This is a genomic window from Rhizobium sp. BK049, from assembly GCF_014193135.1.
In the GTDB taxonomy this organism is placed as follows: Bacteria; Pseudomonadota; Alphaproteobacteria; order Rhizobiales; family Rhizobiaceae; genus Rhizobium.
In genome coordinates this window covers 51,015-64,812 of sequence record NZ_JACHYV010000032.1, presented here as the reverse complement: position 1 = coordinate 64,812, position 13,798 = coordinate 51,015, and the positions used below count along the sequence as shown (strand labels likewise).

The 13,798-nt window shown below is 61.4% G+C and carries 14 protein-coding genes and 1 pseudogene; 11 read left to right on the top strand and 4 right to left on the bottom strand.

The genetic code is table 11. From position 1 onward, the window contains the following. From FHT70_RS26565 to FHT70_RS26555, 3 genes are all read left to right on the top strand, one after another. A partial coding sequence (locus FHT70_RS26565; protein ID WP_183705932.1) for a transposase occupies positions 1-316 on the top strand: 316 nt, incomplete at its 5' end. A 150-nt stretch (positions 317-466) separates the two neighbouring features. Then, the gene (uvrB, locus tag FHT70_RS26560; protein WP_183705930.1) at positions 467-3,403 is read left to right on the top strand and encodes an excinuclease ABC subunit UvrB; all 2,937 of its coding nucleotides are present in this window, start codon (positions 467-469) and stop codon (positions 3,401-3,403) included. 62 nt (positions 3,404-3,465) lie between these two features. Then, a complete protein-coding gene (locus FHT70_RS26555) occupies positions 3,466-3,915 on the top strand; it encodes a hypothetical protein (protein ID WP_183705928.1) in 450 nt (149 codons plus the stop codon). Here FHT70_RS26555 and FHT70_RS26550 read toward each other — a convergent pair. Together FHT70_RS26550 and FHT70_RS26545 are read right to left on the bottom strand one after the other, a co-directional pair. Beyond that, positions 3,912-4,175, bottom strand: a complete 264-nt coding sequence (locus FHT70_RS26550) for a hypothetical protein (RefSeq protein WP_183705926.1) — start codon at positions 4,173-4,175, stop codon at positions 3,912-3,914. The two genes, FHT70_RS26555 and FHT70_RS26550, sit on opposite strands and share 4 nt — an antisense overlap. Positions 4,176-4,300: 125 nt before the next feature. Next, a pseudogene (locus FHT70_RS26545) lies at positions 4,301-5,016 on the bottom strand (SOS response-associated peptidase). A gap of 193 nt (positions 5,017-5,209) precedes the next feature. Here FHT70_RS26545 and FHT70_RS26540 point away from each other — a divergent pair. The 4 genes from FHT70_RS26540 (at position 5,210) to dusA (ending at position 8,260) form a co-directional block, all read left to right on the top strand. After that, complete coding sequence (locus FHT70_RS26540) at positions 5,210-5,596, top strand: GNAT family N-acetyltransferase (protein ID WP_183705924.1); 387 nt, start codon at positions 5,210-5,212, stop codon at positions 5,594-5,596. Positions 5,597-5,713: 117 nt separating this feature from the next. After that, positions 5,714-6,181 (top strand): DUF3828 domain-containing protein, encoded by a 468-nt coding sequence (locus FHT70_RS26535; RefSeq protein WP_183705922.1) that lies wholly within the window; start codon positions 5,714-5,716, stop codon positions 6,179-6,181. 694 nt (positions 6,182-6,875) lie between these two features. Next, on the top strand, positions 6,876-7,088 hold the full coding sequence (locus FHT70_RS26530) for a cold-shock protein (RefSeq protein WP_003540801.1): 213 nt from the start codon (positions 6,876-6,878) through the stop codon (positions 7,086-7,088). A 170-nt stretch (positions 7,089-7,258) separates the two neighbouring features. Next, the gene (gene dusA, locus FHT70_RS26525) at positions 7,259-8,260 is read left to right on the top strand and encodes a tRNA dihydrouridine(20/20a) synthase DusA (protein ID WP_183705920.1); all 1,002 of its coding nucleotides are present in this window, start codon (positions 7,259-7,261) and stop codon (positions 8,258-8,260) included. Between the two features lie 167 nt (positions 8,261-8,427). On the opposite strand, the gene FHT70_RS26520 is transcribed toward dusA, so the two are convergent. Then, the gene (locus FHT70_RS26520; protein WP_183705918.1) at positions 8,428-9,384 is read right to left on the bottom strand and encodes a trypsin-like peptidase domain-containing protein; all 957 of its coding nucleotides are present in this window, start codon (positions 9,382-9,384) and stop codon (positions 8,428-8,430) included. Between the two features lie 528 nt (positions 9,385-9,912). Between FHT70_RS26520 and FHT70_RS26515 the strand changes: the two genes are divergently transcribed. The 3 genes from FHT70_RS26515 (at position 9,913) to FHT70_RS30510 (ending at position 11,433) form a co-directional block, all read left to right on the top strand. Further along, on the top strand, positions 9,913-10,749 hold the full coding sequence (locus tag FHT70_RS26515) for an alpha/beta hydrolase (protein WP_097600046.1): 837 nt from the start codon (positions 9,913-9,915) through the stop codon (positions 10,747-10,749). Positions 10,750-10,797: 48 nt separating this feature from the next. Then, a complete protein-coding gene (locus FHT70_RS26510) occupies positions 10,798-11,028 on the top strand; it encodes a hypothetical protein (RefSeq protein ID WP_082240303.1) in 231 nt (76 codons plus the stop codon). A gap of 189 nt (positions 11,029-11,217) precedes the next feature. Continuing rightward, complete coding sequence (locus FHT70_RS30510) at positions 11,218-11,433, top strand: hypothetical protein (RefSeq protein ID WP_085778548.1); 216 nt, start codon at positions 11,218-11,220, stop codon at positions 11,431-11,433. Positions 11,434-11,572: 139 nt separating this feature from the next. Here FHT70_RS30510 and FHT70_RS26500 read toward each other — a convergent pair whose 3' ends face one another. Beyond that, positions 11,573-12,532, bottom strand: coding sequence for a hypothetical protein (locus tag FHT70_RS26500; protein WP_183705915.1), 960 nt, complete (start codon positions 12,530-12,532; stop codon positions 11,573-11,575). Positions 12,533-12,733: 201 nt separating this feature from the next. Here FHT70_RS26500 and FHT70_RS26495 point away from each other — a divergent pair, with 201 nt between their 5' ends. Further along, a complete protein-coding gene (locus FHT70_RS26495; RefSeq protein WP_183705913.1) occupies positions 12,734-13,228 on the top strand; it encodes a BA14K family protein in 495 nt (164 codons plus the stop codon). The last annotated feature ends 570 nt before the right edge of the window (positions 13,229-13,798 follow it).

Below are 13,798 nucleotides of genomic sequence, written 5' to 3'. Positions count from 1 at the left end.
CGAACTCGGCGCCATCGACGACAAGAAACTCGCAGCCCTCGTCGGCGTCGCCCCGGTCGCCCACGACAGCGGCACCTGGCGTGGCCAGCGCCACATCGCCGGCCGCCACGCCACCGTCCGCTGCGCCCTCTACATAGCAACGCTCTCGGCAATTCGCTGCAGTCCGGCCATCAAGGCCTTCCACAAACGACTGCGCGCTGCCGGCAAACCACCCAAGGTCGCGCTCGTCGCCGCCATACGGAAATTCATCGTCATGATCAACACTATCATCAAAAGACGAACCCCATGGAGCGAACCGCAACAACACGGTTGCTGAGGCGCCCCGCAGGGGCCTCGAAGGACGAGGCGGGTGCCCGCTGACAGCCACAACTCGAGGAATTGTTGAGCCAATCCGAACGATTCATTCGTTTCCCTTTTGTACTCTTTCCCTCTTCCCTTTCGCGCTGACTCTCTCCATATTCGCGCCATGGCCAAAGCTCCGAAAAAATCTCCGACCTCGAATGGTTTCGAGGAAGCCCAGCAATCGTCCTTTGAGGGCGCGCCCCTCTCCGGCTCCGTCGCCGATTGGGTGAGGCAGTTGGAGGCCGATGCCGAAGCCTCCGGCGTCGAGAGCCAGCGCGAGATTGCCTCCAAGGCTGGCAAGCACCGCAAGAAGGTTGAGAACGAGGCGCGCAAGCATACCGAAGCCGTCAGCATCAACAAGAAGGCGACGGCAAGCAAGACCGCACGCGGCGTCTCGATCGGTGGCTCCTCCGACCCGAAGACGCGCGCCGCCGCCGGCCTGAACCCGGTGGCGGGTCTCGATATTTCGCTCGAGGATGCCGGCAGCATCTCGCCCGGCGGCGTCACCGCCACCGTCGAGGCGCTGTCGAAGCTGATCGAGAGCGGCAACCCGCTGCACAAGAACGGCAAGATCTGGACGCCGCACCGCCCTGCCCGCCCCGATAAATCCGAAGGCGGCATCACCATCCGCATGGCTTCCGAATACAAGCCGGCCGGCGACCAGCCGACGGCGATCCGCGATCTCGTCGAAGGCCTGCAGAGCGGTGAGCGCAGTCAGGTGCTGCTCGGCGTCACCGGCTCCGGCAAGACCTTCACCATGGCCAAGGTGATCGAGGAAACGCAGCGCCCAGCCGTCATCCTGGCGCCGAACAAGACGCTGGCCGCCCAGCTCTATTCTGAATTCATGAACTTCTTCCCCGACAATGCGGTGGAATATTTCGTTTCCTACTACGATTATTACCAGCCGGAAGCCTATGTGCCGCGCTCCGACACCTATATCGAGAAGGAAAGCTCGATCAACGAGCAGATCGACCGCATGCGCCACTCGGCGACGCGCTCGCTGCTCGAACGCGACGATTGCATCATCGTCGCCTCGGTCTCCTGCATCTACGGTATCGGCTCGGTCGAGACCTATACGGCTATGACCTTCCAGATGAATGTCGGCGACCGGCTAGACCAGCGCCAACTGCTGGCCGATCTCGTCGCCCAGCAATATAAGCGCCGCGACATGGATTTCACCCGCGGCAGTTTTCGCGTGCGCGGTGACACCATTGAGATCTTCCCCGCCCACTTGGAAGATGCGGCCTGGCGCATAAGCATGTTCGGCGACGAGATCGACGCCATCACCGAATTCGATCCGCTGACCGGCCAGAAGACCGGCGATCTGAAATCGGTGAAGATCTACGCCAATTCGCACTATGTCACACCGCGCCCGACGCTGAACGGCGCCATCAAGGCAATCAAGGAGGAGCTGCGGCTGCGCCTCGCCGAACTGGAGAAGGCCGGCCGCCTGCTGGAGGCGCAGCGCCTGGAGCAGCGCACCCGCTACGATATCGAGATGCTGGAAGCGACCGGCTCCTGCCAGGGCATCGAGAACTATTCGCGCTATCTCACCGGCCGCGACCCCGGCGATCCGCCGCCGACGCTGTTCGAATACATCCCCGACAATGCCATCGTCTTCATCGACGAGAGCCATGTCACTGTGCCGCAGATCGGCGGCATGTATCGCGGCGACTTCCGCCGCAAGGCAACGCTGGCCGAATACGGCTTCCGCCTGCCCTCCTGCATGGACAACCGGCCGCTGCGCTTCGAGGAATGGGACGCCATGCGGCCCGACACGATCGCCGTCTCGGCGACGCCGGGCAGCTGGGAGCTGGAACAATCAGGCGGCGTCTTCGCCGAACAGGTGATCCGCCCGACCGGCCTGATCGACCCGCCGGTCGAAGTCCGCTCGGCCCGCACTCAGGTCGACGACGTGCTCGGCGAGATCCGCGAGACCGCCGCCAAGGGCTATCGTACGCTCTGCACCGTGCTGACCAAGCGCATGGCCGAGGACCTGACCGAATATCTGCATGAGCAGGGCGTGCGCGTGCGCTACATGCACTCCGATATCGACACGCTGGAACGCATCGAGATCATCCGCGATCTACGCCTCGGCGCTTTCGACGTGCTCGTCGGCATCAACCTGCTGCGTGAGGGCCTCGACATCCCCGAATGCGGCTTCGTCGCCATCCTCGACGCCGACAAGGAAGGCTTCCTGCGCTCCGAAACCTCGCTGATCCAGACCATTGGTCGTGCAGCGCGTAACGTCGACGGCAAGGTCATCCTCTATGCCGACAATGTCACCGGCTCAATGCAGCGCGCCATGGACGAGACCGCCCGCCGCCGCGAAAAGCAGATGGCCTATAACCTGGAAAACGGCATCACGCCCGAATCCGTCAAGGCCAAGATCTCCGACATCCTCGACTCTGTCTACGAACGCGACCACGTCCGCGCCGACATCTCGGGCGTCTCGAGCAAAGGCTTCGCCGACGGTGGCAACCTCGTCGGCAACAACCTGCAGGCCCACCTCAACGCCCTCGAAAAGAGCATGCGCGACGCCGCCGCCGACCTCGACTTCGAAAAAGCCGCCCGCCTCCGCGACGAAATCAAACGCCTCAAAGCCGTGGAACTGGCCGCCATGGACGACCCGATGGCGCGGGAGGAAGCCAAGTCAATGGAAACAAAAGGCCGAGGCAAATCGATCTCCCCCCTTGTGGGGGAGATGTCCGGCAGGACAGAGGGGGGTGCCACACCCTCCTACTTCGCCAAACCGGCCCTCGACGAAATGGGCCGCCATGTCGCCACTCCCGCCGACAACAAGAGCCTCTTCCGCCGCAACACCCTCGACGAAATGACCGTCGGCCGCACGGAAAAACCGGTGACCGGCCATGTGCCGGAAAAGCCCGACGCCGCCAAGGGCACGAAGCGCTTCTCACCACTGCTGGAAGGGCAGCCGGAACGCGACGATGGTGTCAGGCCGGTCGTGCGCGGCCGGGTTGGAGCCGGCAGTTATGAGGAGCCGGGCGAGCAGAAGCGCAAGGGACGGACGAAGGGGAAGACCGGACGGCCGGGACGCTAGCGCATTCCGCTCTTTTGGTGCAGTAACACCTAGCGATGTTTTAAGCACAAAGGAGCGCGCCGATGTCCGAAACCTTCCTGCGCTATGTCCCCGCAGATCCTTATTGGCAGCCCTCCCCCGACGTCGCATACAGTGCGGTCTCCCTGCTAAAAGCCATCGCCACCAAAGCGGACGAAGTGACTGCAAGTTTCGAAGATGAGGTCAGATTCTACGATCCCGGCGAGAACTGGTCCGGCGTGGAATGCAGCGCCTGCGGCGCGGACGCCGAGGAATGGTGGGGAGACGCCATGGATACCGCTTCTGCCGATGGCTTCAAAGACCTGAACACCGAAGCCCCCTGCTGCGGCGGCACTGTCTCGCTGAACGACCTTTGTTACATCTGGCCCGCCGCGTTCGGCCGCTTTGCGCTTGAGGCGCGAAATCCGAATATTACCGATACGACTGAGGAGCAGGATCGGAAGATGGCCGGGTGTGTTGGCATGCCGCTTCGGAAGATATGGGTACGCGTTTAGGTTCTCGCCGGGCGCTTGCCAATAGTCGCTTTCGCGATTTGCCTAACGCCGAGAATTAAGGCTTCCTTCTTTGCAGGTCGGCCGTGCGCCTTGATGTCGAGATAGGTGCAGAGGAATTCCGCCACCTCGTCTGCGATCGCATCGATGACATCAGGCTTTCGGCGCTTGCCGATCTCATAGCCGCCGAAGTCCCGGATGGCGCTGCGTCTGCCTGCGAAGGGCATTGTTGAGGAACGGCCGTAACAGCGTTCCGGCATCATCTGGCATGCGTTGTCCTCTCCTCGTGAGGATGTGTTTGCCGCATGGTTTCGTGAATGGCTCCCGCCCGAGCCGGTGTCAGAGCAATTCCGGAGGCAGGACCACCACCGCCTTTGCCTGACTTGCCCTAGATCAGCGTCGGCTCCGTGTCGTCCTCGACTTCCTCGATGATCTCGGGCCCGTCATTCATGGGCGAGCCGACGCCCCGGCCGATCTTCCACATCGTCATCAACTCGGCCGGGAGAGGCCTCATCAGATCGTTCGGATCCGGCTCCGGCGACAGCATCTCTCATAATCCTCGCGATGCAGGATAACAGGCATGCGGTCATGGATCTCCGCCATCATCTCGTTCGGCTCGCAGGTGACGATGGCGAAGTTGCGGATCGAAATGCCGTTCTCATCTTTCCAGCTTTCCCAGATACCGGCGAGCGTGAAGGCGGAGCCGTCCTTCATGGCGATCGCATAAGGCTGCTTGTTCTTGCCCGTGCCGTGAATGTCCTTCCACTCAAAGAAGCCGTTGATCGGCACCAGGCACCGGCGCGAACGATATGCCGCGCGAAACATGCCGTTGGAAGCGATGCTCTCGCAGCGGACATTGACCGGCGGCGGCCGGCCGCCTGATTGGCCCAGGAGGGCAGCAGACCCCAGCGTGCCAATACGAAGAGGGGCCTGTTACATCAGGCTCGCGCACGACATCCCTTACGATGACGGGTAATCAAGCGACGGCGCGCCGTTCCATCGGGGAAAGCGATTTCCGAGCCCAATATCCCCGCCCCTGACAGCAAATGGGAAATTGCTGATCAGTTCTTCAAGCGAGGTCTTGACGAATATGCGTCCGCACATGAGCCTTCTCCGCAGCCGAGTGATTAGATGTTCTTATTATGTTCCGTAACAGGATCCGGTCAACAAAGCGTCAATTGTACGCTGCTGGGATACGCTTCCTGTCCGGGACCGATGTGGCAGATCGGTTGCGAAGCGGGCGAAATTGTCGGAAAACAATCCCGGCAACTGAAGCTATGAGCGAACGGGAGCAGCCATGCCAGAACTGCGCATCGACCCTTTTCCCTCGCCCGCCGAACTCACCAGCCTCTGGTCCGCAGCGTGGAACACGCCGGAAGCACCTGACTTCTCCCGCATCCTGCCTCGCAGCCTCGCACACATTGGCGCCTATCACGCCAACAGGCTCGTCGGCTTCGTCAATGTCGCCTGGGATGGCGGCATTCATGCCTTTATTCTCGATACCTGCGTTCACCCCGAGATGCGCCGGCAAGGCATTGCGACGCGGCTGGTCAGGGAAGCGACGACGATTGCTCGCGAGCGAGGCGCCGAATGGCTGCACGCCGATTTCGAACCGCACCTCACCTCCTTGTATCGCAACTGCGGATTCAGGCCGACAGAGGCCGGCCTCATCAAGCTGGCCTGACGTGACCCCCTTCCTTCGGTCCGCAAGGCCCGCGGCCGCGCCAAGCCCTCCGAAAATCCCGCTCCACCTCGACGCGCGTTTCGGCTATGATTCTCTGCTCATCCGAGGAACGTATGCATGCGTCTGCCCGCTTTCATTCTCGCCCTCGCCGTCTCGGCGTTCGCGGCCGTGCCCGCCGCGGCGGAGACCTACAAGACTCCGAAGGCGCTGCTCAAGGCGCTTTACAGCTACGACACCGACAGGAGCGACGCCGAAGCGCCCTCGCCCTATTCGATCTTCTTTTCCGACCATCTGAACAAGCTTCTCCAGGCCGATCTCGACAATACGCCGGAGGGTGATGTCGGCGCGGTCGATTTCGACCCCGTCATTGCGGGCCAGGACGGCGAGGCGAGCAACGTCAGGATCGGCCAGCCGATCCTGCTGGATGACAGGGCCGAAGTGGAGGTGGAGTTCGAAAACGGCAAAGAGGTGACACTCTTCTACACCCTGGTCCGCGAGCACGGCGGCTGGAAGGTCGACGACATCGCCGATCAGCAGGGCGATAATCCCTGGAGCCTGAGTGGACTGCTGGGGGATGCGCAGTAAAACCGCAGGCGCCAAAAGAGAGCCCTCCTGGTGAGGAGGCCCAAGGGGCCGTCTCGAACCACGAGGGCGGGAGCGCAACTCCTTACCTGCATTCCACAAAGCCCCTATGCAGAATCAAGGCAATGAGGCCGGTGGCCGCCCCCGTCCTTCGAGACTTCGCCCCGCGGGCTCCGCACCTTAGGGAGAGTGTGGAGCAAAGACGGGACCAGGAACGCCAGAGGCAGGCTCTGCGATTCTCTTCACGATGAGGGCTGATCAATGTGGCCTGCCGCTTCGACCGCCGCTCCGCAAAATCCATGCGCGGCCACCGAAGCGCGCCTCATCCCGTTTCGGCACGGAATCCCGATATGGCACGTCGGCGCAAGGATCCGCTGACTTTTTGTCAAGTATCTGAATCTTCGGCATTTCCTGTCATTATCAAGGTCATGCCACAATATTGACGCTTGCATTTTGACCGAAATGATGGCACCAATCCACCTACTCGGGCATTTGCATGCCGGTGACTGGACTGATGTGGTATCTCTTCCGTTACGGAAGGGGCGCGGGAATACCCGCCTGCGTAGACGTTCTTTCCCCGTACGTGACTTCTCCGACTGACCCTTCGTCCCCACCCCCAATCGGGACGAAAGCTAAAGCCGTCCGCTTCCTCTCGGGGGCGCGGATAAACACAGACTAAGGGAAAAGGACTATCCCAATGGCCACCAAAGGCACCGTAAAATTCTTCAACCAGGACAAGGGTTTTGGTTTCATCACGCCGGACGGCGGCGCAAAGGACGTTTTCGTCCACATCTCCGCGCTGCAGGCTTCTGGCATCCAGTCGCTGCGCGAAGGCCAGCAGGTTACCTTCGACACCGAGCCGGACCGCATGGGCAAGGGCCCGAAGGCTGTCAACATCTCGGCTTCGTAAGCTAGATTATCGCTTCGGCGGCAGGAACGGCGCTCTGAAAGGGGCGCCGTTTTTGTTTGCCACGCTTGGATTTGTCGATCGCAAGGCCAGGTGTTATATGCGCCTTTAATGATGATCTCGCAGGGCGCCAACATTGAGGCGCCGCGGCTACAAGGAACAATGGACCGTCGATGACTGAGAAGAGGCCGATATTTGCGGTCGCCCCGATGATCGACTGGACGGATCGGCATTGCCGTTATTTCCACCGCCAGATCAGCCGGGAGGCGCTGCTCTATACCGAGATGGTGGTGGCCGACGCCATCATCCATGGCCCGCGCGAGCGGTTGCTCGGCCATGACCCGGCGGAACGTCCGTTGGCGCTGCAGCTTGGCGGATCGGACCCGGCCAAACTTGCGGAGGCGGTGAAAATCGCCGAACCCTATGGCTATGACGAGATCAACCTCAATGTCGGCTGCCCCTCCGACCACGTGCAATCGGGCACCTTCGGCGCCTGCCTGATGCTGACGCCGGAGACGGTGGCCGAATGCGTCGCGGCGATGAAGGCGGTCGCGACCGCGCCCGTGACGGTGAAATGCCGGATCGGCGTCGACGAGCAGGAGCCGGAAGAGGCGCTGCCGGAACTCATCACCCGCGTTCTCGATGCAGGCGCCGACGCGATCTGGATCCATGCTCGCAAGGCCTGGCTGAAGGGCTTGAGCCCGAAGGAGAATCGCGAGATCCCGCCGCTCGACTACGAAATCGTCTACCGGATGAAACAGCGCTGGCCCGATGTGTTCATCGGCATCAACGGCGGCATCCGCACACTCGACGAGGCCGCCCAGCACCTCGCCCATGTCGACGGCGTCATGCTCGGCCGGGCCGCCTACCAGAACGCGGCGATCCTCGCTGACGTCGACCGGCGCTTCTTCGGCGCGCCGGCGGTCGAGCCTGACTGGCAGGCGCTGTGCGACCGGATGATGGCCTATGCCGAGCGCCATATCACCGCCGGCGGCCGGCTGCAGCACGTGGCCCGCCACATGGTCGGCCTGTTCACCGGCCTTCCCGGGGCGCGGCGCTACCGTCAGATCCTCTCCACCGACGCGGCAAAAAACGGTGCCGGGCCGGAGGTACTGGCGGCGGCCTTCGCGGCAGTGGATTTTTCCGGGACGGAGCCGGAGGCGGTGAGCGCCTGACGTAGCGTTATACCTTTGTCGCAGCGGCCTGCTTGGGTGGTTGCGCGACCCGTAGGCGCTCGCATCAGCGCCATCTCCATAGGCAGCCCCGACAGGCTGGTCTGCGGGCGTGGAGATAGCTGCAATGCCGATCCGTGCGCTCACCGAGCTATGAAACCAGCCAATGGTTATGACCGCGCCATCGGCAGCAATATCTTCTTCTCGATCCGGCCGGACACCGAAAACACCAGGATTTCCGTCTCCTTGCCGATCCTGCTGCCATCCATCAGTCTGACGATATCGTCGACGCCGCCGACCGGGTTACCGTCGATGGCGAGAATGTAATCGCCCTCCTGCAGCCCGCCTTTTGCAGCCGGCCCCTCCGGTTCGACCCTGCGGACGCGGACGGATGTCGTTTGAACCGTACCCGCCGCGAGCGCAACCCGGCGCGGCAACACGATCGTGTCGCCTGCTATGCCTATGAAGGCGCGCCTGACTTGGCCATAGCGGAGAAGCTCCGACACCACGAAGTTGGCGGTGTTCGATGCCACGGCAAAGGCGATGCTCTGTGCGCCCTGGATGACGGCGGTATTAACGCCGATAACCTCGCCACCGGAAGACACCAGCGGCCCGCCGGAATTGCCGGGATTGAGCGCGGCATCGGTCTGGATGACATCCTCCATCAGCCGGCCGCTGGCCGCCCGCATCGATCGGCCGAGCGCCGAGACGATTCCGGCAGTGACGGTCCATTCGAAGCCCAGCGGATTGCCGATCGCGATCGCGATATGGCCCCTGCGCAGCCGCTGGGAATCGCCGAGCCTCGCCCAGGCCCCGGTGCTGGCATTGGCGCGAATGAGAGCGATATCGGTATCGATATCGCGGCCGAGCACCCGGCCTTCGGTGACGAATCCGTCAGGCGTCGTGATGCGAACCACCTTGGCCTCGTCGACGACATGGCTGTTGGTAATGATCAGGCCGTCGGGCGAGACGGCAAAGCCCGACCCGTGCCCCTGCCGGCCACCCACCCGCTCGATCCGGCTGACCGCCGGGCCGACCGTGTCGACTGCCGCTGCGATCGATTGCGAATAGGCATCGATCAGCGCCCCGTCATTCTGGGGCACTATATCCTTATCCATGTAACCCATGTTCTGATCCTCAGGCGGCAGACGGCCGTCCCGCCGCCGGCAAAACAATCGCAGTTGCGATCGTCGCTATGGCGTTGTTGTGAGGATTAGATGGTTGGGCGTCGATCCCCGTTCAAGTGAGCGCCAGCACGCTGCATCCGGAACAACATGATCGAAGGCGAAACACACCTAGCCGAACGTATAGATTGCACGAACCGGAATAAAGTGGCTCATTGCGGACATTGCCCGTTAACTCGGCCGCCTTCACTGCGCTGCCGAGCTACCGTGATCAAGGAAGTCGCAGCGCGAAGCAGTCGGGCAAGGACCGCCCTATTGCGTCGCCGTCGCCGGTTAACAGGGCACTGAGCGTCCTGGCAACTGATCATGCAAACTTCTGTCATATCAATAAAGTAGAACGAGGCATTCAATAAGTACTTCCATCCCCGGCGCGACTTTCTTGTCCCGTCATTGGCGTCACGGCGCTCGTGGCGCTGCCAATCCCACCTGCAGCAGCCTTTTTAGTCAGTCCAATTTATAAGGAGCCATGAGATGAATACAGTCACAACCAAGGACGGCGTTGAGATTTTCTATAAGGATTGGGGGCCGAAGAGCGCCCAGCCGATCATGTTCCATCACGGCTGGCCGCTGTGCTCCGACGACTGGGACGCCCAGATGCTGTTCTTCCTCGACAAGGGTTACCGCGTCGTCGCCCATGATCGGCGTGGCCACGGCCGCTCCACCCAGGTGGCCGACGGCCACGACATGGACCATTACGCTGCCGATGCCGCAGCCGTCGTCGAGCATCTCGATCTCAGGAATACCGTCCATGTCGGCCATTCCACCGGCGGCGGCGAAGCGACCCACTATGTCGCCCGCCACGGTCAGCCGCAGGGCCGGGTCGCCAAGCTCGTCATTATCGGCGCCGTACCGCCGATCATGGTGAAAACCGAAGCCAATCCCGGCGGTTTGCCGATCGAAGTCTTCGACGACCTGCGCAGGCAGCTCGCTGCCAACCGCGCTCAATTCTATCATGACCTTCCCGCCGGCCCGTTCTACAGCTTCAACCGACCGGGTGCGAAAGTGTCGGAACCGGTCATCAACAATTGGTGGCGCCAGGGCATGATCGGCGGCGCCAAGGCGCATTACGACGGTATCAAAGCCTTCTCGGAAACCGACTTCACCGAAGACCTGAAGATCATCACCGTGCCGAGCCTCGTCATGCATGGCGACGACGACCAGATCGTGCCAATCGCCGACTCCGCGCTGCTTTCATCCAAGCTCCTGCAGAATGCGACGCTCAAGGTCTATGAGAAATTTCCGCACGGCATGTGCACGACCCATGCCGATATCATAAATCCCGACATCCTCGCCTTTATCAAAGGCTGATCCGACGTCGCCGGGCGCTGATGATGCGCCCGCCGGCCGCGCCGCTTTTTGGCAAAACGGTTTTATCATGAAACCGTTTTCGTCGATTTGCGTTTAGCGGCCATGAAAAGAGAACGTGAACCCTCATCAAAGGCTTACCGGCAGGACCGTTTCGAAAATACCGAGCGTGCCGCAAAGGAAACCATCGAGGCGGAGCAGCGGGCTCGCCGGGAAAAGACCAAACGCCTGAAAGAGCTGCGCCTGTCGCAGCAGGGCGGTAAGGATCCCGCGGCCAAATAGAGATCTTCTGCCCCGCCTATTTCGTCCGGCCGAGGCGCCGATTGATTTCAGCTCCACCCCGGCGCCGCGTCTTGCCGCGGCTCCCATATTGTTCTGATTTCGGACGTTCGCCCATCTTGCGAAGCAAGGGCTGCGAAATTATCTTTTTTGCACAATACCGATTCACGGCATCCCAAAAGGGCTGGTGCGATGTCAGACAAGCTTTTCAGCACGCGTGACGAACCACTCGCCTCCGCAGATCTAGATATTTGCAGGCGCGTGCATGAAGCCCTGTGTAGCGGGCTCGATATCGACAGGGCAGGCGGAGAAGCCGATCGTCTCGGAGCCCTGATTATCGAGCTTTATCGGCAAGGTGTGCATGATGAGGACCAGCTTCGACTGCTTGCCGGCGGGAAGCGAGTCTGACGGCACGCGTCAGTTTCCTCACGACACCCTGCGGGTGATCCTCGTTTCAGACGCACAAAAGCGCGCTAACAATTTGATCCATGTATCGGCCCGGAAATTATTCCGATTTCGAACCGATACGCTAGCCATTTCCGGTGATTTAGAGGCCAGTCGCCTCGGTACTCGTTGCTGTGGCCGAGGTTTCGGTTGAATCTACAGTCGGCGCCGATTCGGTCGTTCCCGATACTTCTTCCGTGCTGCCCGTCTCGGCTTCCGGCGTTTCCGCGGTTGCGCTAAGATCTGTAGTCTCGCTGCCCTCGGCGGTGTCGCCAGTCGGAGTCTCGGTTGCCGGAGTCTCCGTCGCCGGGGTCTCCGCCATTGGTTCTTCCGCGACCGGCGCCGCAGCCGCCAACGCGTCTCTCATCTGGTCGATCGTGCCGATAGCCGTGCCGATGCCGAGCGTGTCCTTAGCCCAGGCCAAAGCTTCGGGGCTGAGCGTGCCCGTCTTGGTCGCCGAAGCCAGTGCTGTCGTCAGAGCGGCGTCGCCGAGAACAGGATCGTCCGCCGGCGGGGCAACCCCGTTGGCCAGCTCATACTGAGCGTAAGCGGTAGCGTACGCCGCGATCGCTGCCATCTTTGGGTCCGCGGTATTCATCAGCGCGTGGTAATTGCGCTTCAGCGAATTCAGTCCCGCGAGTTCCGCCGCGGGCTTCTTCGCGGGCCTAGTCGCAGGCGCTGCGGCGATAGTCGTCTTCTTGGCCGCGCCTTTCGTGCTGACGGTCTGCTTGGTCGATTTCGTCTTCCCGGCCTCGACCGACTTGCCCGAGCTCTTCGCGCTGCGGCTGCCGGTCGTCTTGCCGCTGGAGCTGGCGCTATCCTTTCCGCCGCTGCTCTTGCTGCCGGCGCCGCCATGGCTGCCGCTGCTTCCACTGCCGCCGCCATGGCTGCCGCCGCCGCCGCTTCCGCCACCGCCACCGCCGCCGCCGTTACCACCACCGCCTCCGCCGCCGTTGCCGCCCTTGGCGAAAGCTGGCGAGAGATCTGGAAAGATGGTGTTGAGGGGCGCGAGCGCCAAATTGGTGGAGAGACAGAGAACGCCAAAAATTCTGGAGAGCTGCATAATGATCCTTCCTACCCCGGCGCCGCAACGCCGCTACGTCGAGATCATCGAGCTTCCCCGTAAAGATCTAATTGGACATCTTCTTTCAATTTGAACTTTTCCCTGAATATTCAGCCACGGAAGGTGAATCCATCCCAAAATGAAACCAAATCCCTCCCGCAACGTTATCCCTGATACATCGGTTTACCTAAGGTGAGTAACATGCAAAGATTCGCCATCATTGCCCTGTCGATTGCGACGGCATTCTCAGGAATGCCCGCATCTGCAGGCCCAGTCTTTGTGCCGAGCTCGGTACAACAGGCGGTGCTGCCGGAGACGGGGGGCGGCGATGCTCGGATCATCGCGGTCGGCTGCAATAACTTCACGAACTGCCCTGGCCAGTTCAGCAATGGCCGCAGGTGGTATCCGCGACGCCATTACCACCGCGATCGCGACTATTACCGAGACGACCGCTACGGCTGGGATCGCCGTTATGACCACCGCTGGCACCACCACCACCACGACAACACCGGCGCTATCATTGGCGGCTTGGCGGCTGGCGCCCTCATCGGCGGCATCATCGCGTCGCAGCCGGGCGCCTACAGTTCACGTGGCTACAGCTCGCATGCTGAATATTGCTACGCCCGCTACCGGTCCTACCGAGCCTACGACAACACCTACCAGCCGAACTACGGCCCGCGCCGTCAGTGCCGGTAAATTCAGTCGTCAGTACTGCAAAGGCCCCGCATCTACGTGCGGGGCTTTTTGTTGGTACGTAAATGCTTCCCAGCGGTTTTCCGTCGTGCTGTCTAGCCGGCATCGAACCTTCCGAGCGGCCGCATTTGCAAGGTGACCTATGACATCAGGAGACACCGCACTGTTGGATTTCCCAGCAAGGCCGTAAGCATCGCCCACCTCGGAAACGCGCGGGGAAACAAATCGATGGAAGCTGGAGACCGGTGAGCGAATTTATCGAGGGGGATCGACTGTCCAGACGGCCGAGCCGGAGAATTCGAACTTGTATCAAGCGATAAGGAAGGACAGGTTCGATCACCGGTGAAATCGACGGCCAGGCGTTGCAAGTCAATCTGAAAGAGCGGATTGGGAGCGACTATAACAGGCAGGAATGCCGATGGGGATTGAAATGGACTTACGAAAACGTAAGCAACAACAGGAAAACCCTATTGGAAGGTTGAAAACGATCATAACCCAGCCCCACGAGTCAATGATCAAAGCGACAAGATTAGTTAGTCGCAACGCACACCTTCCACCACCACCCTTCGCCTA